Annotated in this window: 21 protein-coding genes and 1 pseudogene; 16 read left to right on the top strand and 6 right to left on the bottom strand. The window is 64.2% G+C overall.

The window, feature by feature from the left end; genetic code table 11:
* The first annotated feature begins 30 nt into the window (after nt 1-30).
* The 6 genes from lepA (at nt 31) to V7066_RS09225 (ending at nt 6053) form a co-directional block, all read left to right on the top strand.
* Nucleotides 31-1833, top strand: a complete 1803-nt coding sequence (lepA, locus tag V7066_RS09250; RefSeq protein WP_334182765.1) for a translation elongation factor 4 — start codon at nt 31-33, stop codon at nt 1831-1833.
* A gap of 447 nt (nt 1834-2280) precedes the next feature.
* Nucleotides 2281-2808: a helix-turn-helix transcriptional regulator gene (locus V7066_RS09245; protein WP_334182764.1), complete on the top strand. Its 528-nt coding sequence runs from the start codon at nt 2281-2283 to the stop codon at nt 2806-2808.
* 66 nt (nt 2809-2874) lie between these two features.
* Nucleotides 2875-3213 carry a hypothetical protein gene (locus tag V7066_RS09240; protein WP_147219772.1) on the top strand — a complete coding sequence of 113 codons (339 nt, stop codon included), beginning with the start codon at nt 2875-2877 and terminating at the stop codon, nt 3211-3213.
* A gap of 61 nt (nt 3214-3274) precedes the next feature.
* Nucleotides 3275-3784 (top strand): hypothetical protein, encoded by a 510-nt coding sequence (locus V7066_RS09235; protein ID WP_334182763.1) that lies wholly within the window; start codon nt 3275-3277, stop codon nt 3782-3784.
* Nucleotides 3781-4320 carry a JAB domain-containing protein gene (locus tag V7066_RS09230; protein ID WP_334182762.1) on the top strand — a complete coding sequence of 180 codons (540 nt, stop codon included), beginning with the start codon at nt 3781-3783 and terminating at the stop codon, nt 4318-4320. Before V7066_RS09235 ends, V7066_RS09230 begins: the two co-directional genes overlap by 4 nt.
* A gap of 98 nt (nt 4321-4418) precedes the next feature.
* A complete protein-coding gene (locus V7066_RS09225) occupies nt 4419-6053 on the top strand; it encodes an alpha-D-glucose phosphate-specific phosphoglucomutase (RefSeq protein WP_334182761.1) in 1635 nt (544 codons plus the stop codon).
* Nucleotides 6054-6168: 115 nt separating this feature from the next.
* Here the strand turns inward: V7066_RS09225 and cofC are convergent, their stop codons facing one another.
* Both cofC and npdG read right to left on the bottom strand, forming a co-directional pair.
* The gene (cofC, locus tag V7066_RS09220; protein WP_334182760.1) at nt 6169-6813 is read right to left on the bottom strand and encodes a 2-phospho-L-lactate guanylyltransferase; all 645 of its coding nucleotides are present in this window, start codon (nt 6811-6813) and stop codon (nt 6169-6171) included.
* Nucleotides 6810-7460, bottom strand: coding sequence for an NADPH-dependent F420 reductase (gene npdG / locus V7066_RS09215; protein WP_334182759.1), 651 nt, complete (start codon nt 7458-7460; stop codon nt 6810-6812). The genes cofC and npdG overlap by 4 nt, the downstream gene beginning before the upstream one ends.
* Before the next feature lie 109 nt (nt 7461-7569).
* Here npdG and cofE point away from each other — a divergent pair, with 109 nt between their 5' ends.
* From cofE to cofH, 3 genes are read left to right on the top strand one after another with little or no spacing between them, the layout of a single operon-like run.
* On the top strand, nt 7570-8328 hold the full coding sequence (gene cofE / locus V7066_RS09210) for a coenzyme F420-0:L-glutamate ligase (RefSeq protein WP_334182758.1): 759 nt from the start codon (nt 7570-7572) through the stop codon (nt 8326-8328).
* Nucleotides 8325-9269, top strand: a complete 945-nt coding sequence (cofD, locus tag V7066_RS09205; RefSeq protein WP_334182757.1) for a 2-phospho-L-lactate transferase — start codon at nt 8325-8327, stop codon at nt 9267-9269. Before cofE ends, cofD begins: the two co-directional genes overlap by 4 nt.
* A gap of 11 nt (nt 9270-9280) precedes the next feature.
* Nucleotides 9281-11596 (top strand): 5-amino-6-(D-ribitylamino)uracil--L-tyrosine 4-hydroxyphenyl transferase CofH, encoded by a 2316-nt coding sequence (cofH, locus tag V7066_RS09200; protein WP_334182756.1) that lies wholly within the window; start codon nt 9281-9283, stop codon nt 11594-11596.
* 104 nt (nt 11597-11700) lie between these two features.
* On the opposite strand, the gene V7066_RS09195 is transcribed toward cofH, so the two are convergent.
* The 3 genes from V7066_RS09195 to V7066_RS09185 form a co-directional block, all read right to left on the bottom strand.
* On the bottom strand, nt 11701-12174 hold the full coding sequence (locus tag V7066_RS09195; protein ID WP_334182755.1) for a hypothetical protein: 474 nt from the start codon (nt 12172-12174) through the stop codon (nt 11701-11703).
* 10 nt (nt 12175-12184) lie between these two features.
* Entirely contained in the window at nt 12185-13366 is a 1182-nt protein-coding gene (locus V7066_RS09190; protein ID WP_334182754.1) for a sulfotransferase family protein, read from the bottom strand.
* Between the two features lie 148 nt (nt 13367-13514).
* Nucleotides 13515-14411, bottom strand: coding sequence for a helix-turn-helix transcriptional regulator (locus V7066_RS09185; RefSeq protein ID WP_334182753.1), 897 nt, complete (start codon nt 14409-14411; stop codon nt 13515-13517).
* A 182-nt stretch (nt 14412-14593) separates the two neighbouring features.
* On the opposite strand from V7066_RS09185, the gene V7066_RS09180 reads away from it, so the two are divergent.
* The 3 genes from V7066_RS09180 to V7066_RS09170 are packed head-to-tail and all read left to right on the top strand — an operon-like array spanning nt 14594 to nt 17673.
* Nucleotides 14594-15385 carry an SDR family NAD(P)-dependent oxidoreductase gene (locus V7066_RS09180; protein WP_334182752.1) on the top strand — a complete coding sequence of 264 codons (792 nt, stop codon included), beginning with the start codon at nt 14594-14596 and terminating at the stop codon, nt 15383-15385.
* 22 nt (nt 15386-15407) lie between these two features.
* Entirely contained in the window at nt 15408-16415 is a 1008-nt protein-coding gene (locus V7066_RS09175) for a zinc-dependent alcohol dehydrogenase (RefSeq protein ID WP_334182751.1), read from the top strand.
* 1 nt (nt 16416) lies between these two features.
* Complete coding sequence (locus V7066_RS09170; protein ID WP_334182750.1) at nt 16417-17673, top strand: MBL fold metallo-hydrolase; 1257 nt, start codon at nt 16417-16419, stop codon at nt 17671-17673.
* Nucleotides 17674-17923: 250 nt separating this feature from the next.
* On the opposite strand, the gene V7066_RS09165 is transcribed toward V7066_RS09170, so the two are convergent.
* Nucleotides 17924-18934 (bottom strand): helix-turn-helix transcriptional regulator, encoded by a 1011-nt coding sequence (locus V7066_RS09165; protein ID WP_334182749.1) that lies wholly within the window; start codon nt 18932-18934, stop codon nt 17924-17926.
* A gap of 192 nt (nt 18935-19126) precedes the next feature.
* Here V7066_RS09165 and cysD point away from each other — a divergent pair.
* The 4 genes and pseudogenes from cysD to V7066_RS09145 form a co-directional block, all read left to right on the top strand.
* Nucleotides 19127-20035 (top strand): annotated as a pseudogene (gene cysD, locus V7066_RS09160) (sulfate adenylyltransferase subunit CysD); the annotation flags it as partial.
* Nucleotides 20035-21972 (top strand): sulfate adenylyltransferase subunit CysN, encoded by a 1938-nt coding sequence (gene cysN, locus V7066_RS09155; protein WP_334182748.1) that lies wholly within the window; start codon nt 20035-20037, stop codon nt 21970-21972. The pseudogene cysD and the gene cysN, both read left to right, overlap by 1 nt.
* Nucleotides 21972-22709, top strand: a complete 738-nt coding sequence (locus tag V7066_RS09150; RefSeq protein ID WP_334182747.1) for a 3'(2'),5'-bisphosphate nucleotidase CysQ — start codon at nt 21972-21974, stop codon at nt 22707-22709. Before cysN ends, V7066_RS09150 begins: the two co-directional genes overlap by 1 nt.
* A gap of 68 nt (nt 22710-22777) precedes the next feature.
* Nucleotides 22778-23446: a TetR/AcrR family transcriptional regulator gene (locus tag V7066_RS09145; RefSeq protein WP_334182746.1), complete on the top strand. Its 669-nt coding sequence runs from the start codon at nt 22778-22780 to the stop codon at nt 23444-23446.
* Nucleotides 23447-23536 lie beyond the last annotated feature (90 nt).

Here is a 23536-nt window from a genome sequence, read left to right as displayed (position 1 = left end):
AATGGTCCAAGCGCTGCTAACGGCGCTTCCATGACCGAACTCGCCCAGATCCGTAATTTCTCGATCATTGCCCATATCGACCACGGCAAGTCGACGCTTGCCGACCGCCTTATCCAGCGCACCGGAGGACTCTCCGACCGCGAGATGAGCGCGCAGGTGCTCGACAACATGGATATCGAGAAGGAACGCGGGATCACCATCAAGGCGCAGACCGTGCGCCTGAACTACACGGCCTCCGACGGGGTCACCTATGAGCTGAACCTCATGGACACGCCGGGCCACGTCGACTTCGCCTACGAAGTCAGCCGCAGCCTTGCCGCCTGCGAAGGCGCGTTGCTGGTGGTGGACGCGGCGCAGGGCGTGGAAGCGCAGACGCTGGCTAACGTCTACCAGTCGATCGAGCACGACCACGAGATCGTGCCCGTCATCAACAAGATCGACCTGCCCGCCGCCGAACCGGAGAAGGTGCGCAACGAGATCGAGGAAGTGATCGGCATCGACGCTTCCGAAGCCGTGCTGGCCTCGGCCAAGTCGGGCATCGGCATCGACGAGATCCTCGAAGCCGTCGTCGCCAAGATCCCGGCGCCGAAGGGCGATCGCGCCGCGCCCCTCAAGGCCATGCTGGTCGATTCCTGGTACGATCCGTACCTCGGCGTCGTCATTCTGGTGCGCGTGATCGACGGGGTCATCAAGAAGGGCCTCAACGTCAAGTTCATGCAGGGCGGCACCGACCATCTGGTGGACCGCGTGGGTTGCTTCACGCCCAAGCGCATCGACTTGCCCGAACTCGGCCCCGGCGAAATCGGCTTCATCACCGCGCAGATCAAGGAAGTGGAGCAGGCCAAGGTCGGTGACACGATCACCACCGTGAAGCAGGGCGCCACCGAGGCGCTGCCGGGCTACAAGGAAGTGCAGTCGGTGGTGTTCTGCGGCCTCTTCCCGGTCGACGCCAACGACTTCGAGAAGCTGCGCGAATCGATCGGCAAGCTGCGCCTCAACGACGCGTCCTTCAGCTTCGAGATGGAATCGAGCGCGGCGCTGGGCTTCGGCTTCCGCTGCGGCTTCCTCGGCCTGCTGCACCTGGAGATCATCCAGGAGCGCCTGAGCCGCGAGTACGATCTCGACCTCATCACCACGGCGCCTTCGGTGGTCTATCGTCTTACGATGACCGACGGCAGCGTGAAGGAACTGCATAACCCGGCCGACATGCCCGATCCGGTGAAGATCGACTTCATGGAAGAGCCGTGGATCAAGGCGGTGATCTACACGCCGGACGAATATCTCGGCTCTATCCTCAAGCTCTGCCAGGATCGTCGCGGTATCCAGAAGGAACTGACTTACGTCGGCGGGCGCGCCCAGGTCACTTACGAACTGCCGCTCAACGAAGTCGTGTTCGATTTCTACGACCGTCTGAAGTCGATCAGCCGTGGCTACGCCAGCTTCGACTACGAGCAGATCGGGCTTCAGGAGGGCGACCTCGTGATGATGAACATTCTCGTTAACAACGAGCCGGTCGATGCCCTGTCGATGGTGGTCCACCGCACGCAGGCCGAACCGCGCGGCCGTGCGTTGGTGGAGCGTCTGAAGGAACTGATCCCGCGGCACATGTTCAAGATCCCGATCCAGGCGGCGATCGGTGCCAAGGTCATCGCGCGCGAGACGATCTCGGCCATGCGCAAGGACGTTACCGCCAAGTGCTATGGCGGCGACATCACCCGCAAGAAGAAGCTTCTGGAAAAGCAGAAGGAAGGCAAGAAGCGCATGCGCGAGTACGGCAACGTGCAGATTCCGCAGGAAGCCTTCATCGCCGCGCTGCGTATGGGCGAGGAATAAGTTCGGCCCAATTAGGTTTCAGGACCCGGCGGCAATGTCCGCTGCGGTTCCGACTTGCGAAAGCGCGTACCCAGGCGGTGCGCGCTTTTTGCTTTTTGATCCACTATCGATCAAAAATCGTGTCGCGGGCGGCGGATTGCCACGCAGACTCGGCGAGCAAGCAAGATTGGTTAAGACTAGCTGCCTAGACCGGATCGGGTCGGGGGGCGATTCGGCCCATTCGGCAATCGTTTTCAGCGGCCTGTCGTGATCTGTGCCACGCGCAGACACGTCGGATTTGGTTAAATCGATACCTGAGATGGGTTGCCTGTTGCGGCTTGATAGTGCGATTGCAGATAACCATACTCCGCGCCGAATGGACAAGGTTTGCGGGGAAGGGCGGAACGAGGGTGGCTCGGTAGCGTTATGGACCTTGGGCGAACGGACGCTGGCGGCGACATGACGCAGTTGCAACGCATCATGACGGTTTTTCCGTCCCTGACATCCAAGCAGCACGAAGTCCTGGCGTTCGTGGCGGAAAACCGCACGAGCAAGGAAATCGCCTGGGAGCTCGGCATTTCCGAAAGCGCGGTCAACCAGCGGATCGAGGGCGTACGCAGCCGCACCGGCTCCCCGCCGCGCGCCGAACTCGCGCGGGCTTACAGGCAGTACCAGCAAGACCAGAATCAGCCGGATCAGGAAGAAGCCTGTAATCCGCTACCAGAGAAGAATCCTCAGGTTCCGGCCATCCCCCTCTTCGATGAGGATCGGGGCAGGGACGAACTGGTCGAAAGGCTCACGCTTGCCGACGGCGCCACGTTCAAGGTGACGGCGCCCTGGCAGGAAGAGAATTTCACCCGGGTCGTTCCGGAGGTGCTCGATGGAGCGAATGCGGGTCTCAGCCGCACGGCCGCCATGATCGCCATCGCCGGGGGACTGCTCCTCGTCGCGGTGTTCGGTCTGGATTTGGCCACCAAGCTGAGCAGCCTGCTTTGACCCAGCCTCCAGCCACGACGTTTTCAGGCGCATCGACCGGGCCGATGCCGCTGGATGGGGGTCTTTATGTCGATCACGATTTCCGCTGCCACCGCCCGTATCGCGCGCCAGCTTCCCGAAGCCGAACTCTCGCTCGATTCCGCTTTGCTCGCTTCGGCTCGCCTTATGGAATCGATGCTGCTCGCCCGTCAGGCGGACGGGGTGAAGACCTTTACCGGCCAGACGGCGCTGATGCGCCTTGCCAAGACGCAGCGCACGCTGCTCGAAAGCCAGAACGACATGATCCGCGTCCACCAGGAACTCCTGGGCATCGGTCGCGACGTCAACGCGATCTTCGACGAGCCGGAAGCTTGCCCGGAGAACGGCCGACTGGTGGAAGATACCCAGATCTTGCGATCGGCCTGAGCGACCCAGACCCGATCACGGGTTCCGCGCGGTTCGGACGGCATGGCCATGGGGGGCTTGTATGCTGATCTGGGCCGCGCGGGCCTACCTGCAATATGGGGTGCTTCTTCTTTTCGTTCTCGTGGCCTGGCGACGCGGTGGTGTGCCTGAGCGTGTGCTGTCGGGCATCATGCTCGGCATGGTCGTTGCGGATCGGATATACCACATGGGCCGCGGCGCGGACCTGCTGGTCTACCACGGGATCGATGTCGTCCATCTGGCGATCGACACCTCGGGCCTTCTGGGCATCGGCTATGTCGCGCTTCATGCCAACAGGTTCTACCCTTTATGGATAGGTGGGGCACAGATCATCGCCTTTTCGAGCCACTTCTATCGGCTGGGGATCATCGACGTCCACAAGACGGCCTATCAGGTGATGGCGATCATACCCTCCTACGTCCAACTCGTGGCGATGGGTCTTGGGCTCGTCTGTCACGTGTGGCGGCAGAGGAAACGGGGCAATTATCCGTCCTGGCGCAGATACTCCGGCCGGTCATCGGTGAGCGGAGCGAGGTCGTTGCCCGCCGTTTGATCCAGCGTTTCGGGTCGCTGAGCACGGTCTGGTCGGCTTCCGCTCAGGCGCTGGCAGAGGAACTCGACGAGGCGGGGAGCGACCGCCGTGCGATCACCGCGCTGATCGTTGCTGCGCGCGACCTGGCCCGTGTCGCAGCGCGGGAGACGGTGCTGGGCGAGGCGATAGACACGGCGAGTGTGCCGTTCCGCCAGTATCTTGCCAATTGCCTGCTCGGGCGGCGCGAGGAATGCGTGATGGTGTTGTTCTTCACCGGCGAAGGGCTGTTCATTGCGGAAGATTTCCATGTCGGCACCCGTCAGTCGACTTGCGAAATGCCGCTCAGGCGCACGGTGCGGCGCGCCTTCGATCTCGATGCCCGCCGACTGATTCTGGCGCACAATCACCCGTCGGGCGATCCGACGCCCAGTGCCGAGGATATCCAATCGACCCGTACTTTCCGGCAGGTCATGGCGGCGCTGGAACTCAATCTGGACGACCATTTCGTCGTGGCGAAGGGCGGTATCTTCAGTATGAGCGACAACGGTCTGATTTAGATGGCGATTTGACTTAAGGTACGTGCAACCCGATTGTCGTAGAGGCTATCTATACGGGCGAGCGCACGAGGCGCGACATGTCCTCATGGAGATTGGGTTTGACCGACATCGTTACCGTACCGACCACGCCTTTCGAGGGACAGGCGCCGGGAACGTCCGGCCTGCGCAAGAAAGTGCGCGTGTTCCAGCAGCCGGGTTATGCCGAGAACTTCATCCAGTCGGTGTTCGACGTGGTGCAGCCGCAGCCAGGTTCGGTGCTGGTGATCGGCGGTGACGGTCGCTATCATAATCGCACGGTGATCCAGCAGGCGATCCGCATGGCCGCCGCCAACGGCTATGCCCGCGTGATCGTGGGGCAGGGCGGCATCCTCTCGACCCCGGCCGCCAGCAACGTGATCCGCAAGTACGGCGCCGGCGGCGGCCTGATCCTCTCGGCCAGCCACAATCCCGGCGGTCCGGATGAGGACTTCGGCATCAAGTACAACATCGCCAACGGCGGCCCTGCGCCGGAGAGCGTGACCGGCGCGATCCTTGCCCGCACGAAGGAAATCGGCCTCTGGCTGACCGTGGAGGCTGAGGATATCGACCTCGACGCTCTGGGCGAGGTCACGGTCGGCGGCATGGTGGTGGAAGTGCTCGATCCGGTGGCTGACTATGCCGATCTGATGGAGGAACTGTTCGACTTCGACGCCATTCGCAAGGCGGTTTCCAGCGGCTTCACCATGCGGTTCGACGCGATGAGCGCGGTGACCGGGCCTTACGCGGTCGAGATCCTTGAAAACCGGCTCGGCTTCTCTGCGGGCACCGTCGTCAACGGGGTGCCGCTGGAGGACTTCGGCGGGCATCACCCCGATCCCAACCTGATCCATGCCAAGGATCTCTACGATGTCATGATGGGGCCCGATGCGCCCGATCTCGGCGCGGCATCGGATGGGGACGGGGACCGCAACCTCATTATCGGCCGCGGGCGCTTCGTCACCCCTTCGGACTCGCTGGCGATGCTGGCGGCCAATATCGAGATCGCCCCCGCCTATCGCGGCCGTCTGGTGGGGATCGCCCGCTCGATGCCGACCAGCGCCGCCGCCGACCGGGTGGCCGAGGCACTCGGCATTCCCTGCTTCGAGACGCCGACCGGCTGGAAGTTCTTCGGCAACCTGCTCGATGCCGGAATGGTGACGATCTGCGGCGAGGAAAGCGCGGGCACTGGTTCCGACCATGTGCGCGAGAAGGACGGTCTCTGGGCGGTGCTGCTCTGGCTGAACATCCTTGCAGTGCGCGATATCAGCGTCGATCAGCTGGCCCGCACCCACTGGGCGCGGTTCGGGCGCAACTACTACGCCCGGCACGACTACGAAGCAGTCGACAGCGAAGCCGCGGCAACCCTGATGGCCGAACTCAAGGCCGCGCTTCCGGCGCTGCCGGGCAAGGCTTTCGGCTCGCTGACCGTCGCCCATGCCGACAGTTTCGCCTATACCGATCCGGTCGACCGTTCGATCAGCGAGAACCAGGGCGTCCGGGTGCTGTTCGAGGACGGCAGCCGCGTCGTTTTCCGCCTCTCCGGCACCGGCACTCAGGGCGCGACCCTGCGCGTCTATCTGGAACGCTACGAGCCTGCGAGCGGCGAGATCGATGCGGATACCGGAGCGATGCTGGAACAGCAGATCGCGGCGGCACAGACGATAGCCGGCATCGAGCGCCATACCGGGCGCGGTTTGCCCGACGTGGTGACCTGAAGGCCGCACGCTGATCGGGGTGAGGACTTTCTTGCCGACTTTTCGCGCCGAGCATTCCGTTCGGCGCGGGAAGCCGGTGTAGGCAGCTGCTCCGGTCTGGGGCGTTCGTTTCTCCTCAATCGGGACGTCTTCGGCGTCCCGAGGGGGAGCGACCGTTGAGCGCCGGGGCGTAGATACGCCTCAGAACGCGAACGGCATCAGCGAGATCGAGAGGGTCGTCGATATCCTTCTCCAAGCCGCAGGAGAGGATCGCTTCCACGGAAAATCCGAGATTTGTCGCTTGTTCACAATGGGTTGAGAAGCTGTCTTGACCGAAAGCGAAAGAAAACCGGATTGCCGTCGGCAAGGGCAGCGATAGCGCATTGGTGCCGGTGCGATGACGGTCCGGCGCAATCCCCACGGTCTCTGGCCCCAGGTTGGCGAGGCGTTCGACGTCGGCCGGGCCAAGACAGGGCAGGTCTGCCGGAAGCACCAGAAGGCGGTCCGGACCAGCGGCGGTGATGGCCGCCATCGCACTTTCCAATGCGCCATTGAGGTCCGGCCCGGGATCGTCGAAGCGCAGCACCTTGCTGCCCAGATTGGGCCGCGACGGTCCCAGTACGCAGACGCGCTGAATAGCCCGGCAGCCGCTCACCGTATCGAGTACATGGCGCAACATGCCTGAAACCAGGGCTTCCCGCTCCCGGGGATCGAGCGCCGGAGCCAGCCGGGTCTTTCCGAGGCCGGGCGCCTTGACCGGGATGAGCGCCCAGCAGCTCACGGCACTTGCGGAGCGGCGGTGAGGTTGGTGAAGCGTATCCCGGCTCCGTTGGCCTTGTAGGTCTTGTTCATGTAGATGAGGATGGAGGTCAGCGCCTCCGCCGCCGCCGAATTGGCGAGGGCTCCGCCGGAGAGCCCTCGCAGGCCCATGCCGGGGCAGAGGTCCACCACCGTCTGGCGTGCCTCCACATCGTCCGAGAAGACCAGCACGTCGCAGTCGATGGCATGATCGCTGTCGAGGTGATGGGCGGAGACATTGTGGAACGCGGTGACGAGCCTTGCGTCCGGTCCCAGATGTTCGCGCGCCTGCATGGCGGCGCTGCCCTCGGCCGGGAGCTGCACGCGCATGACCTTGGGGGGAACCAGCGGTACGGTGGTATCGACGACCACGGCATTGCCCACCACTCCGGCGATCTGGCGCAGCGTGTCGCCTTGCGAGGCGTGGGGCACGGCGACGATCACGACGTCCTTGCCTTTCGCGGCTTCTCCGTTCTCGGCATGACCCGCTGCGCTCAGTTCCTCGGCCGTCACGCGGGCTTTGTCTGCCGTGCGCGAGCCGATGGTAACCAGATGCCCCGCCTTGATGAGCCTTCGCGCGATCCCCTTGCCGAGCGCACCGGTTCCGCCGATCACCGCGATCGCTGCCATCAGATTATCTCCCCTGCGAATTCTTGGCCGTGGTCATTGTCGTTCCCGGTGCGGCGGCTTTAGACACATTGGTTCGGGAGGGCCGATGAAGCGAAATCCAGAACTGACCGTGCGACCGCTGACCGGATTGCCTATGTTCGCTACCGGAATGTCGATTGCGCAAGCGATATGCGCGAGCCTTGAGGCTGAAGGCGACCGGTTCCGCGATGGCGATATCTTGGTGGTGGCGCAGAAGATCGTCTCCAAGGTGGAGGGGCGCACACGCGATCTTGCTTCCTACGACGTTTCTGAGGAAGCGCATGAACTTGCCCGAACAACGGGACGCGATTCTAACATGATGCAGGCAGTACTTAAGGAAAGCTCTCAGATATTGCGCCGCACCCCAGCAGCGGTGATCGCTGCGCATCGAACCGGGCATGTGCTGGCCAACGCGGGCATCGATGCCTCGAACGTAGAAGGCGGAGAGGCTGGCCGGGTGCTGCTCTGGCCGCTCGATCCCGATGCCTCGGCGCGAGCGCTGCGGGAGGAATTTCAGAGAAAACGTGAGGTTCGTATCGGCGTGGTGATCGCGGATTCGATGGGGCGCGCCTGGCGTATCGGTACGCTCGGCACCGCCATCGGTTGTGCGGGACTGGCCGTGCTGGAGGATCGCCGGGGGCTTGCTCAGGACCTTTATGGCCGCACGCTTCAGGCCACCGTCATCGCTATAGCTGACTCCATTGCCGCCATGGCGGGGCTGGCGATGGGCGAGGGTGCGGAAGGCACTCCGGTGGCTCTTGTGCGCGGCTGCGAGCGCTGGGTAACCGAGAAAGACGGGCCGGGTGCGGTGAGCGGGCTGCGACCTATCGAGCAGGACATGTTCCGATGACCGGCAAGCATGTACTCGCGCTTTCCGGTGGTGTCGGCGGGGCCAAGCTGGCGGCGGGGCTGGCTGCCGTCATGGCGCCGGACGACCTCACGCTGGTGGTCAATACCGGTGACGATTTCGAGCATTTTGGTCTAACTATCTGTCCTGACATCGATTCCGTCACTTATGCGTTGGCAGGGCTCAACGATACGCAGCGTGGCTGGGGCGTGAAGGACGAGACATGGCAGACGATGGCCATGCTCCGCGCGTTGGGCGAAGAGGGCTGGTTCAACCTTGGCGACCGCGACATGGGCATGCACATCGCCCGCTCATGGCGTCTGCGTGCAGGCGGGACGCTTTCTGAAGTGACGGCGCGGCTGACGAGGGAACTCGGCATTGCTCACAAGGTCGTTCCGATGAGCGACGATGCCGTTCGCACGCAAGTTCTGACCGGAGCGGGATGGACCGATTTCCAGCGCTGGTTCGTGGGATATCAATGCATTGCACCCGTTTCCGATGTGCGTTTCGAGGGGGTGCCCGGCGCGAAGCCGTCGCCCGGTCTGGCTGAGGCGCTGGCACGGACCGACCTGGCCGCCATCGTGATCTGTCCCTCCAACCCGTTCCTCAGCGTCGATCCGATCCTGGCCGTCGATGGCGTTCGGCAGGCGCTGGAGGCGCGTCGGGTCCCGCTGATCGCGGTCTCGCCGATTGTCGGCGGCACTTCGGTGAAGGGGCCGCTGGCGAAGATGCTGGCCGAGCGGGGGCAGGGCGTCAGCAATGCAGCCATTGCCCATCACTACAGCGATCTTCTCGACCACCTCTTGATCGATCATGCCGATGAGGCCGATGTCTCTGGTTTGCAGGCGCGGGGCCTCACGGTCACCGTGACGAAGACAATGATGCGCGAAGCCGCCGACAGGGAAAGGCTCGCGAAGGAGGTGCTTGCCATAGCAGGCATCTGAAGGGTGAGCAGATGCAGGATGATCGCCGCACGCTGAAGGCATGGCTGCTGGCCGCTCCGTTGGAGGAGGTCACCGCCCGCGCAAGGGCCAGACGTGACGCGAACGGCCCGGCGCGGATGACCTATTCGCCCAAAGTCTTTATTCCGCTGACGCGGCTCTGCACCGACGTTTGCCATTACTGCACGTTCGCCACCACGCCCTCGCGGCTCGAAGCGCCTTACCTCGCGCCTGAGGACGTGCTGGAGATCGCCCGCGCCGGGGCCGCTGCGGGTTGCCGCGAGGCGCTGTTCACGCTGGGGGACGCGCCGGAGCGCCGCTACGCCGTGGCGCGCGAATGGCTGGCGGAGCGCGGCTTCACGCGCACGATCGATTACGTCCGCCACTGCGCCGAACTGGTGCTGAAGGAAACCGGCCTGCTGCCGCACGTCAATGCCGGTGTGCTGGATGAGGACGATTACCGGATGCTCCGCCCGGTCGCGGCTTCGGCCGGGCTGATGCTGGAAAGCACGTCTGAGCGCCTGCTGGAAAAGGGCATGTGCCACCACGGTTCTCCCGACAAGGACCCGGCTTTACGGCTTGCGTCGCTGGCCGCAGCGGGTCGGGCGCGGGTGCCGGTGACGAGCGGAGTGCTGATCGGCATCGGCGAGACGGCGGACGAGCGGATCGAGGCTTTACTCGCCCTGCGTGATCTGCACCTTGAGCATGGCCACTTGCAGGAAGTGATCGTCCAGAACTTCTGCCCCAAGCCGGGCACGAAGATGGCCAAGGCGCCCGAGGCGAGCGAGGCGGATTTCCTGCGTGTGGTGGCCGCCGCGCGCATTCTGTTGCCCGATGAGGTCTCCGTTCAGGCGCCGCCCAATCTGAATGATGAGCGTCTGGCGGAGTTGATCGACGCCGGGATCGACGATTGGGGCGGCATTTCTCCGGTGACGCGCGATCACGTGAACCCGGAAGCGCCCTGGCCGGAAGTGGAGCGTCTGCGCGGGATCTGCGCGGCCAAGGGCCTGTCGCTGGTCGAGCGGCTGACCGTCTATCCGCGCTTCGTCACGGGCGAGGACCGCTCATGGCTCGATCCGGCGATCCGTCCGGCGGTGCTGCGCCATGCCGATGCCGAGGGACTGGCGCGCGACAGTCTGTGGAGCCCCGGTGTGGCCGATGCAGCACCGGGCAGCGTCCATGCGCCGCTCGGGCGGCGGGAAGAAGGGCCTGTGGCCGCCTCGCTCCACCGGATTCTCGACCGTGCTGCGAGCGGCGTGACCCTGGGTGAGGATGAGATCGTCGCCCTGTTCGCTACGCGCGGCGCGGCGGCGCAGGCGGTGGTGGAGGCGGCGGATGCGCTGCGGGCGGAAGTTAGCGGTGATACCGTGACTTATGTGGTCAATCGCAACATCAACTACACCAATATCTGCACCCATACCTGCTCGTTCTGCGCCTTCTCAAAGACCAGCAGCAAGGCGGGTTTCCGCGATAAGCCCTACAATCTGGAGCTGTCGGAAGTCGCCGGGCGTGCCCGAGAGGCGGTGGCGCGGGGGGCTACCGAAGTCTGCCTGCAAGGCGGCATACACCCGAGCTATACGGGCGAGACCTACCTTTCGATCCTGCGCGAGGTGAAGTCGGCGTGCCCGGGCCTGCATGTCCACGCTTTCTCGCCGCTGGAAGTCAGCCAGGGTGCCCGCACGCTAGGCATGCCGGTGCGCGATTATCTGGCGATGCTGAAGGAAGCGGGGTTGGGATCGCTGCCCGGCACGGCGGCGGAAATCCTCTGCGACGACATTCGCCAGCAGATCTGCCCGGACAAGCTGACGACGCAGGAATGGCTCGATGTCGTCGGCACCGCGCATCGCGTGGGCTTGCCGACGACTTCCACGGTGATGTTCGGCCACCTTGAGGGCATCGAGCATTGGGCGCGACACTTGCTGGCGCTGCGCAATCTCCAGCTCGACACCGGCGGGATCACGGAGTTCGTGCCGCTGCCGCTGGTCCATATGGAGGCCCCGTTCTATCGGCGTGGGGAGTGCCGCAAGGGGCCGACCTGGCGTGAGGCGGTGATGATGCACGCGGTGGCGCGTCTGGCGCTGAACGGGTCGATTAATTCGATCCAGTGCTCCTGGGTGAAGCTGGGCATGGACGGCGCCGCTGCCGTGCTGGCGGCCGGTGCCAACGATCTGGGCGGCGTGCTGATGGATGAGAGCATCAGCCGGGCAGCAGGCGCGGCGCATGGGCAGGGCGTGACGATCGCGGAACTGCGCACGGCGGCGGAAAGCGTCGGGCGTACGCTGAAACAGCGGACGACGCTTTACGGCGAGGTGGCGCTGGAACCGGCTTAAGCCTTTCACAGCGGACAACTTGAAATGAGCGCGGAACGCGGATTGCAAACGCAACGCATACCGTTCCGGGGTGCAGGGGCGATGGCCCCTGCTTCTCCCTTCCCTTACATAGCCTTGATCCGCTGCCACATCGCGTCAGGCATCCAGGTATATTCGATGTAGTGCCCGAAGGTCTTGCGCGCATCGAGGTAGAGGAACTTCAACGCGCCAGGATCATCTCCTTCCGGCCGCTCCATGGCCAGCGGAAACTCCTGCACGTCCACGCGCCTGCGGAAGTCCGCCCAGTCGTCGACGCCGAAGCAGATGTGGTGGAAGCGCAGCGGTCCGTCATTGGACAGGCAGTTCGCGTAGATTCCCACTTCGTCGATCTCGTTCTCGATCAGTTCGATCTGGAGTTCGCCGATCCAGATGAAGCAGATCCGGCCCTTCTGGCGCTTAAGACCCTGCGGGGTGAGAACCTGCTGATCCACCGGGATGATCATCGGTTCGCGGGTCAGCCCGCGCCCGCGGAACAGATCGATCCCGGCTTCCAGATTGTCGCAGACGTAGGCGTTCTGGTAGTGGCGGCCTTCGAGCATCAGCCTCTCCTCAGCCTTCGCGGGCCACGTCGTAGCGCGACAGGTAGCGTTCGAAGAGCGGCTCAAGCTCTGCCTTCTCGATGCCGTACTGGGCCAGCTTGTATTCGTGCTTGCCGAACTTGTCCTGCGGGTTGTCGTCCACCCACTTCTGGATTCCAGCTTCGGCCTCGGCGGTCCATTCGTCGCCCAGCTGCTGGTAGACCTTCTTCATCGTGCCGATCGGATCGGCGGTCATGTCCGCGTAGTGGACGTCGATGACCTTGTCCTCGCCGTGCTTGTCGCGGAAATCCATGATGCGGTTGGCGTGCTCGGCCGCCTGCCAGGTGTAGTTTTCCTTGAGCCATGCGGTGTCCGGCTTGCCCATGTGCGCCATGTGGCTGAGCGAGATGATCGAGCAGAGCGAGCCGGTCGCGGTGAAGGGATCGCGGTGAGCCCAGAGCACGCGGGCATCGGGATAGACCTTGAAGATCGTTTCCAGCCACAGCGCGTGGCTGGGCTTCTTCACGTTCCAGACGCCGCCGGCATTCTGCTGGAGCACCTGGAGGAACTTCTTGTGGTACTCGTAGGCGCTGGTCATGTCGCAGGAGAAGATGAACTCCTTGTATTCCGGCAGCTTGCCCTTGGAATCGATCATCAGCGTCTTGAAGTCGTGCGCCATGAAGAACACGCATTCGTTGGGGTAGACGGCCGATCCGCGATAGTACTTGCCCATGGCCGGATTGGCTTCGAGCATCGCCTTTTCCTGCGCCAGACGGGCCTGCGCACGCGGGTCGATGGTGAGCAGGTCTTTCGAGGCGACCGGCGGCACCGGATCGTCGATTTCCCAGGTCAGCGGCGAGCGGCGCGCCGGGTCGGCGGCGAGCAGGTTTGACAGCAGCGTGGTGCCGGTGCGCGGCACGCCCATCACGAAGACGGGCCGCTCGACCGGACGGGTGAGCAGCTCCGGATTCTGGCGCAGATAGTCCGAAATCTTCAGGCGGCCGCGCAGATAGTGCAGCGTGTCCGCCGTGGCGCGGGCGATGCCGCCTTCGGTATATTGGCCGCGCGCGATCCCGGCGTTGAAGTCGTTCACGAAGACGTCGAAGCCCTCGCGCCAGGTGTCGTTGTCGAAGGACTGGATGCCGGTGTCCTTCATCGCCTGTTCGACGAGAGCGTCGCCGACGAGCTTGTCTGCCGTGAGTTGCTCGGCCATTGCGTGATCCTCTTTCCCGTGTCTCGTTGCGGGCCGTTGTGGCGGCCTCATGCATACGAGATAGCCTGCGCGCAGGGCCGATTGGCAATGCGGCAGACGCGTCAGATCGGGTCGTTATATCGAATCCGGGCCAAGACCCGCAGAGACCTCACGCGGCAGCGGAGGGCATTGCAGCCAACGCCCGGCCTTGCCGCTGGCGGAAGGTGCTGGGGCTGGCGCCGACCGCGCGGCGGAACGCGAAGGTGAAGCTGGATGGCGAGGCGAAGCCCATCGAAAAGGCGATGGTCTTCACGCTCTCTCCCTCCATCAACAGGCGCTTGGCGGCTTCCATGCGGCGCTGTTCGATATAGTCGCCGATCGAACAGGCCCGGCTGACGCGAAATCCGCGTGTCAATTGGCGCACCGACAGCCCGCATAAGTCCGCCAGTTCCTTGAGCGGGGGCGCGTTCAGGTCTCCTGCAAGGCGTTCCTCGATCAGGCGCAGGCGCCAGCCGGACAGGCCGCCGGTCATCGGCCTCTCGGAAACTTCCAGGCCGTAACGGCCAAGCTCGATGGCCAGTTCGCCGCCCAGCAGTTCTAGCATCCGCTGCGAGGCGAGGCCGGGGTGGCGCACTTCGGCGGTAATGCGGAACAGCAGGGCGCGGACCTGGGCGCTGCCGATGTCCAGCGCCGCGGCAAGGTGCGAATCGTCCCACGGCAGGTCGCGCCCTAGCAGTTCGTGCACCAGCGCCGCGTCGATCGTGCAGACCAGCGATGCCTGCCGCCCGCTGCCGCCCCGGATATAGAGCGATTCGCCGGGGGGAATCGCGAAGACGTCGCCCAGTCGCTCGAACCGATGCGGTCCCCAGCGCTCACGATAACCGCCGCGCGATTGCAGCGGGCGCGGGGTGAGGCACATGTTGACGTGATAGCCCTGGCCCACGGCGTGGCGGTTATCGGTGGGCTCGGGAATGTCGAAGCGCACGATTTCGGCATGGATTCCGGGCGCGGACAGGGCGGCGTCCACGATCATCGAGGGCAGCGGGGTGGCCGTGCTGGCAGGCATCTCTCGTTCTCCCGAACGCTTCAGGTCCTTCTCGGGTCTATGGCCCGAATTCGTGTCCCTGACGCTTGGATAAGGCCTGATTTCTATGCCCCCCGCGCTTGCGGGACAAGGCGGGTCTCGGGAAACATCGCGCCAACGAAAGCGGGCAGGTCAGCGCCGCATATGGGATCGAGGAGAGAATGATGGCCAGGGGCCTTTTCGACTGCACGGGCAAGGTGACGGTGGTGACCGGCGGCAATGGCGGCATCGGTTTCGGCTTTGCCATGGGCGTCGCCAAGATGGGGGGCGACGTCGCGATCTGGGCCCGCAATGCCGAGAAGAGCGCCAAGGCCAAGGCCGAACTGGAAGCGGCCGGTGCAGGCAAGGTGATCGCCTATAAGGTGGACGTTTCGGAAGAAGCGAACATCAAGGCCGGTTTTGAGCAGGTAATCGCCGATTTCGGCCGGGTGGACTGCGTGTTCGCAAATTCCGGCGCTTCGCCGCGCTACAACTCGGCGTTCGAGATGCCGACCGAGCATTGGTACGAATTCCAGAAGACCGCACTGGACGGAGCGTTCTTCACCCTGCGCGAAGGTGCGCGACTGATGAAGGCGCGGGTCGAGGCGGGTGACGAAAGCGGCGGCAGCCTCGTCGCCTGCGGCTCGCTCTCGCTGTTCCAGGGACTGCCGGGCAAGATGGAATATGCGGCATCGAAGGCGGCGGTCGCTGCGGCGATCCGTTGCCTTGCCATCGAGCTGGCGCCGCTGGGCATCCGCGCCAACGTGGTCGCGCCGGGACTGATCATGACGCCGATGATGGGTGAGGGCGCCCGCGCCGATGCCGTCGCTGCGCACTTCGCCCCGACGATCCCGATGAAGCGCACCGGCTATCCTGCCGACTTCGAAGGCATCGGCGCCTATCTGTGTTCCGACGCCAGTTCGTTCATGACCGGCGAGACGGTCACCATCGACGGCGGCTACATGGTCCGCCCGTAAGCGGCGCGAAGGGAGAGAAGCGATGGAACTGCTCAAGATCCATGGGCAAGGTGATGTCCGCGTCGATGCTTACGAACGTCCGGTGGCGGGGCCGAAGGATGTGGTGGTCAGGATGAAGTCGGTCGGCATCTGCGGATCGGACTTGTCCTACATCAAGATGGGCGGCATTCCGCCGGGCGTGGAGACCGCGCTCGGCCATGAAGGCGCGGGCGAGGTGATGGAAGTGGGCGCCGAAGTTTCCGGCATTTCCGTGGGCGATGCGGTGATCGTCAATCCGATGATGACGCCCAGCAACATCGGCTCGGGCGGGCCGGAAGGCGCGTTCACGCAGGAACTGCTGGTGCGAGAGGCGCGGCTGGGCGATTCCATACTGCCGATTCCCGAGGGAATCTCCTTCGACGTTGCCGCGATGTGCGAGCCGCTGGCCGTCGCCATGCACGGCGTCAATCGCGCCGATGTGAAGCCGGGCGACAAGGTCGTGGTGTTCGGCTGCGGACCGATTGGCCTTGGCATGCTGCTCTGGCTGATCGATCGCGGAGTGACCGATGTTGTCGCGCTGGACCTTTCGGAAGAGCGGCTGGAACGCGCGCGGGCATTGGGCGTGCAGGCCGCGCTCGACCCCACCAAAATCGATCTGCGCGCGGAACTGGCGAAGCTCCACGGCGAAGTGCCGAGCTATGGCCGCGTGGGCGTGGGCACCGATGCGTTCATCGACGCAGCAGGCGCGCCGAACATCCTCACCGACGTCATCATGATGGCCAAGCTTCATGCCAAGCTTGTCATCACTGCCGCCTACATGCGCCCCATCGAGTTCCCGGTGGGTCGGATGCTGACCAGCGAGATGACGATCACCACGGCGGTCGGCTATCCGACCGAAATGCCCGAAGTGGTGGCTGCCATGCCCCGCCTGAAGGACAAGATCGCGCCGATGATCAGCCACAAGCTGCCGTTCAGCGAGATCATGAAGGGCCTGGAAATCGCCGCCTCGCCGCAGTCCGCCAAAGTCATGATCGGCATCGAGGAGGCTTGAGATGCCAAGTGCTGACACTGTGAAGGACGCCGGACCGAAGCTGGCAGGTCTCGTTCGCTCGGGCGACGAGCAGGCCGAGGCCATCGCGATCACCGATTTCTTGTTTCAGGCGAACGATATCTCGAACGCCTACCTCGTGACGACGGCCGAGGGCGACGTCATGATCAACACCGGCTTCATGGACAATGCCGAGCGCACCAAGCGCCTGTTGACCCCGCCGCGCACGGGGTCGCTGGCCTTCATCATCCTTACCCAGAGTCATGCCGATCATTTCGGCGGCGTGCCGGAGTTTCTGGAGGAGGGTACGCAGATCGTCGGCGGCCCCGGCTTCAATGAGGCGCTTTCGGATATGATGCGCCTTCAGCCCTTCTTCGGGCCGAGGAGCGGCAAGCTCTGGGGATCGACGCTCAAGCGCGGCGGCACGCCGAAACCGGCGCCGAACGTGGTTCCGGACATTCTGGTCGATCGCCGCCTGACCATCGATCTTGGCGGGCGGACGTTCGAACTGCTCTCCACGCCGGAGGGTGAGACGGTGGACTCGCTGACGGTGTGGATGCCCAAGGAGAAGATCGCCTTTACCGGCAACGTCTTCGGGCCTGTGTGGCTGTCGATGCCGTTTCTCAATACCTTGCGCGGCGATAAGCCGCGGCTGGTGCGCAACTACCTGAAGTCGCTGGAGACGATCCGCGATCTGGGCGCGGAAATCGTCGTCACCGGTCATGGCGAGCCCATTCGCGGGGCCGAGCGTATCCGTGCCGATCTCGACAAGATGCACGCGGCGGTCAGCCATGTGCGCGACTATACGCTCGAAGGCATGAACGCGGGCAAGGATGTCCATACGCTGATGCGCGAATTCGCCTGGCCGGAAGGGCTGGAGATCGGCGAATTCCACGGCAAGGCAGCCTGGGCCGTCAAGTCGATCTGGCGCGAGTATTCGGGCTGGCTGCATTATGAGGACGGCACCACCGCGCTCTACGGTGTGCCGCGTTCCAGCGTCGATGCCGACCTTGTCGAACTGGCAGGCGGGGCGTCGAAACTGGCCGAACGCGCGCAGGCGAAGCTGGATGCCGGGGCTCCGCTGGAGGCGGTGCATCTGACGGATATCGCGTTGAGTGCCGAGCCTGACAACGCGGCGGTGCTCACGGTGCGCAAGGCGGCGCATGAGGCGCTGCTTGCGGCTTCGGGGGGTAAGAACCTCTCGGAGACGATGTGGCTGCGGTCCGAGATCGCCGCGATGGAGGCCCGGTTGAGCGATTGATTTCAGCCCTCACTGTTGCACCCTCGCGTTGACTTACTCCCCGTCATCCTGAACTTGTTTCAGGATCTATTTCTCGGCCCGGCCCGGCAATCGCAAAAAGAACGCCGAGATGGCGGCTGGCCATCCGAAACTCTGTGCCAGCGGCACAATGGATCCTGAAACAAGTTCAGGATGACGGGGTGAGGGGGGAGAAGGAGGGGCTGGCACCCGCTTCATGGCACTGATGTAGGCTCTCAGCGTGCGACAGACGCTACCCCATCACCGCGCTGCTTTCGTAGACCACCTTCACGAGTTCCGCCTGCCCTCGCACGCCCAGCTTGGCGTAGAGGCGCTTGGAATAGTTCCGCGCCGTCTCCAGCGTCAGTCCCATGTGTTCGGCCGCCTCGGCAATGGAGTGGCCTTCCGCCAGTGCCATCGCCAGTTCGGCCTCACGGCGCGGCAGGTCGAACACTTCCGACAGCCGCTCGGCACCGGCCTCCGAATGTGCGCGGGGAAGAGTGCAGAGCGCCAAGACTGCCGGTGCGGCGAGGGCCTGCTGTTCCGGACTCTCGGCCGGCATTAGCAGCGCTTCGACATGCGGTTTTTCGCGCAGTAGCAGTGGTCGCGCGGCCAATGTGCGATCCTGCGCCATCTCCGCCGTGGTTGCCGCCAGCTTGCGCTCGGCCGCAAGGTCGAGGCCCAGCACGCGCTCGCCGGGGCGCAGGGCTGCGTCGCAATGCTCATGCCAGAAGTGCGAGAGCGCGGGATCGGCCGCGAGCACGCGCGCTTCGGCGTCCAGCAGCATCCAGCCTTTGCCGGTGCGTTCCAGCCCCGTCGCATTGATCCGCGCCGCCATGCGTTCGCGGTCCATCGAGACCAGGTTTTCGACCGCGATGGCGACATAGGGTGCCAGGCTGGAGAGCAGGGCGCTGTCCGCCGCCGTGCATTCGCGCGTGCGGGCCATCATCAGCCAGGCGCTGTAGCGCTCGCCGCCGGCAATCCGCACCACGCGCTCGTCGCCGATCCCGAGTTTCGCCATTCGACGATTGCGATCCGCGCGCGCCACCGGATCGTGATCGATCATCTCCCCGATCGAATAGACCCGCCCCGGTCGCAGTCCGTCGTAAAGATAGCGGTCGAGGTCGAACGGCCCTTGCGTTTCCGACTCGCGGGCGCGTTTGCGCAAGTCGATTCCGGCGTAGCTTTCGACGATTGCGGCATGCTGGCCATCGCCCATGCGAAGGATCAGGCTGACGTAATCGGCTTGGGTGCGACGACGCAACCTTTCCAGAAATGTCGAAAATCGCGGATTTTCGGCATTTCCCTGAAAGAGAGGGATCAGGAGATCGGTCTCGTCATTGCTCGTGAGGGCCATGCCCTCCCATATGGGAGGTTCGCGGAAATGTCATCCCTGCGATTCGGATCGGGATAGTTCCAAACCGAGCCAAGCGGGCACGCGCCCAAGGCAGAGGATGACCCGATGAAGACACTCACGCACCTGGAGCGCCTCGAAGCCGAGAGCATCCATATCATCCGCGAAGTCGTCGCCGAGGCTGAAAAGCCGGTGATGCTCTATTCGGTCGGCAAGGACAGCGCGGTGATGCTGCACCTCGCCCGCAAGGCCTTCTATCCCTCGCCGCCGCCGTTCCCGCTGCTCCACGTCGACACGACCTGGAAGTTCAAGGCGATGTACGACCTGCGCGACAAGATGGCGCGTGAGAGCGGCATGGAACTGCTGGTCTACCAGAACCCCGAAGCCATCGAGAAGGGCATCAACCCCTTCGACCACGGCGCGCTCCACACCGACATGTGGAAGACGGAAGGCCTGAAGCAGGCGCTCGACAAGTACGGCTTCGACGCGGCCTTCGGCGGCGCCCGCCGCGACGAGGAAAAGAGCCGTGCCAAGGAGCGCATCTTCTCGTTCCGCACCTCCTCGCACGGCTGGGACCCGAAGAACCAGCGGCCGGAACTGTGGAACCTCTACAATGCACGCAAGGCGCGCGGGGAATCGATCCGCGTCTTCCCGATCTCCAACTGGACCGAGCTGGACATCTGGCAATACATCCACCTGAACGACATTCCGATCGTACCGCTCTATTTCGCCGAAAAGCGCCCGACCGTGGAGCGTGACGGCATGCTGCTGATGGTCGACGATGAGCGCTTCCCGCTCCAGCCGGGCGAGGTTCCCGTGGAACGCTCGATCCGCTTCCGCACGCTGGGCTGCTACCCGCTGACCGGCGCGGTGGAGAGCGAGGCGAAGACGCTTCCCGAAGTGATCCAGGAAACGCTCCTCACCACCACATCGGAGCGGCAGGGCCGCGCCATCGACAAGGACGCCGGCGGTGCCGGCATGGAAGTCAAGAAGCAGCAGGGGTACTTCTGATGGCCGATATCGAAACCAAGGAAGCGGTCTACGTCACCGACCAGCTGATCGCCGACGACATCGACGCCTATCTCGTCCAGCACGAGCACAAGACGATGCTGCGCTTCATCACCTGCGGCAGCGTCGATGACGGCAAGTCCACCCTGATCGGGCGCCTGCTGTACGATTCGAAGATGATCTTCGAGGACCAGCTGGACGCGCTCCAGTCGGACTCCAAGAAAGTCGGCACGCAGGGTCAGGAAATCGACTTCGCGCTGCTGGTGGACGGTCTTGCCGCAGAGCGCGAGCAGGGTATCACCATCGACGTGGCCTATCGCTTCTTCAACACCGAGAAGCGCAAGTTCATCGTCGCCGACTGCCCGGGCCACGAACAGTACACCCGCAACATGGTGACCGGCGCCTCCACCGCCGACCTTGCAGTGATCCTGATCGACGCGCGCAAGGGCGTGCTGGTGCAGACGCGCCGCCACTCGTACTTGTGCCACCTGATCGGCATCAAGAACATCGTCCTGGCCGTCAACAAGATGGACCTGGTGGATTACAGCCAGGAGGTCTTCGACAAGATCGTGGCGGACTATACCGAGTTCGCGCAGTCAATCGGGATCGAGAGCTTCACCGCGATGCCCATCTCGGGCTTCAAGGGCGACAACATCACCACGCTTTCGGACAAGACCCCGTGGTACAAGGCGCCGCAATACGCGGGCATTCCGCTGGTCGAGCATCTGGAAACGGTGGAGGTCCTCTCCTCGGTCGATGCCGACAAGCCGCTGCGTCTGCCGGTGCAGTGGGTGAACCGTCCGAACCTCGATTTCCGTGGGTTCTCGGGCCTGATCGCCACCGGATCGGTGAAGGCGGGGGACAAGATCCGCGTCCTGCCCTCGGGCAAGACCAGCACGATCACCCGCGTCGTCACCTACGACGGCGATCTTGAGGAAGCGGTTGCCGGCCAGTCGGTCACCGTCTGCTTCGCGGACGAGATCGACTGCTCGCGTGGTTCGGTGATCTCGGTCGCCGACAATCCGCCGCAGACTGCCGACCAATTCGAGGCGACTTTCGTGTGGATGGCCGATGAGGCCATGGTACCCGGCCGTGCCTATTGGCTGAAGATCGGCACGCAGATGGTTTCGGCGACGGTTCAGGAGCCGAAGTACGAAGTCAACGTCAACACGATGGAGAAGCTGGCGGCCAAGACGCTGGAACTGAACGCGATCGGCGTGGCGGAACTGACCACCGACAAGCAGATCGTGTTCGAGGCCTATGCCGACAACCGCACGCTTGGCGGCTTCATCCTGATCGACAAGATGACCAACGCCACGGTGGCGGCGGGCATGATCCACTTCTCGCTGCGTCGTTCGCAGAACGTGCACTGGCAGGCCGTGGACATCGACCGCAAGCAGCACGCGGGCCTCAAGAACCAGCGCCCGGCGGTGCTGTGGTTCACCGGCCTGTCGGGCTCGGGCAAGTCGACCATCGCCAACCTGGTCGAGAAGAAGCTGCACCGGATGAACCGGCACACCTTCCTGCTCGATGGCGACAACGTGCGCCACGGGCTCAACAAGGACCTGGGCTTCACCGAGGCCGACCGTATCGAGAACATCCGCCGCGTGGGTGAAGTCTCGAAGCTGATGACCGACGCGGGGCTGATCGTGATCACCGCCTTCATCTCGCCGTTCCAGGCGGACCGCGAGATGGTGCGCACGATGCTGCCGGAAGGCGAGTTCTTCGAGGTGTTCATCGACACGCCGCTGAAGGTGGCCGAAGCGCGCGACGTCAAGGGTCTCTACAAGAAGGCGCGTTCGGGCGAGCTGAAGAACTTCACGGGGATCGACAGCCCCTACGAAGCGCCGCGCAACCCGGAAATCCGCATCGACACCACGGCGATCTCGCCGGAAGAGGCCGCCAACCTCATCGTCGACACGCTGCTGGGAGACGCCTGATGAGCCTGAACGATGGCGATCTCGCGGCGCATCTGGCCGAAGTGGCGGGGAAAATCCTGCTCGACGTGCGGGCCTCCGGCCTGTTCTCGGGCAAGGCGCTGGGCAAGGCGGGGGACCAGACCGCCAACCAGTTCCTCTGCCACGCCCTTCGCGAGCAGCGGCCCGAGGATGGGCTGCTCTCCGAAGAGGAGAAGGACAATGCCGAGCGCCTGAGCAAGGAGCGGGTGTGGATCGTCGATCCGGTCGACGGCACCCGCGAATATGGCGAGGAGCGTGCGGACTGGGCGGTCCATGTCGGCATGGCGGTGGACGGCGCGCCGGTGCTGGGCGCCGTGGCATTGCCGGGCGCGGGCGCGGTCCTGCGCTCCGACCAGCCGGGCGAGCTTCCGCCCGCGCCGGAAAAGCTGCGCATGGTGGTCAGCCGCACGCGTCCCGCCCGGGAAGCGACCGGCGTGGCCGAAGCCATCGGTGCCGAACTGGTGCCGATGGGCTCGGCCGGAGCCAAGGCCATGGCGATCCTGCGCGGCGAGGCGGATATCTACCTGCATTCCGGCGGCCAGTACGAGTGGGACAGCTGCGCCCCTGCCGCCGTCGCCCTTGGCTGGGGCCTCCATGTCTCGCGCATCGACGGCAGCCCGCTGGTGTACAATCGGGAGGACGTCTATATGCCGGACCTGCTCATCTGCCGGAAAGAGCATGCCGAAATGGTGCTCGAACAGGTGAAAGCCTTCCTCTGAACTGATCAACATTGTCGATCAGTAAGCTCGCCGCTATGCTCCCCCTTTGATAAACCAAAGGGGCGAGCATGGAGGCGAAAACACGGCGCAGGACGCGCGATCCGGTCGCGACGCGCGCCGTCATTCTGGATGCGGCGGCCAACCTGCTTGCCAAGGACGGGCCGGAGGGCGTCAGCCTTTCCGCCGTCGCCCATCTCGCCGCCGTCAATCGCGGCACTGCCTACCAGCATTTCGAAACGCGCGAAAAGCTGATCGAGGCAACCATCCAGTGGGTCTCCGACAAACTGTTCCACGCCGTTTTCGGTGATCCCGAAACCCTGGGTGAGCGCCGCGTAGAGGATGTCGATGTCGTTGCCCTGACCGAGCGGCTGGCCGATTTCGCCATGGAAAATCCGGACATCTGCCGGGTCTGGTTGCAGCAGGTGCTGGCTTCTCCGGATCCTTCTCAGGACCCGTTCTGGCGCGAGTATTGCGGCTCGCTGGGCCGCTTTGCCGGCACCGATCTGGCCGAGCCGGGCATCGACTTCGAAGTCTATTCGGTGATGAACCTGGCCGGTGTATTCTTCTGGCCGATCCTCGCCCGTGCCCATGCTGCCGACGAGGGCGAGCGGAAAGAACTGTCGCGCCGCTATTCGCGCGAGATCCTGCGGCTTTCGATGTACGGCACGATGCGTGCCAAGGCCTTCCCCAAGGTGGCGGACCTGCTTGCCGCGCGCGGGGTTTCTCCGGGCGGCTGAGGCTGCCTGCCTAGAGCCTTCCACTCCACCAACCCTCGTCATTGCGAGCGTAGCGAAGCAATCCAGGGGCGGTTTGCGCCGCTCTGGATT

It is taken from the genome of Novosphingobium sp., from assembly GCF_036820275.1.
Taxonomy (GTDB): domain Bacteria; phylum Pseudomonadota; class Alphaproteobacteria; order Sphingomonadales; family Sphingomonadaceae; genus Novosphingobium.
Note: the sequence above shows the minus strand (reverse complement) of the source record. Positions and strands in the feature narration are given on the sequence as shown.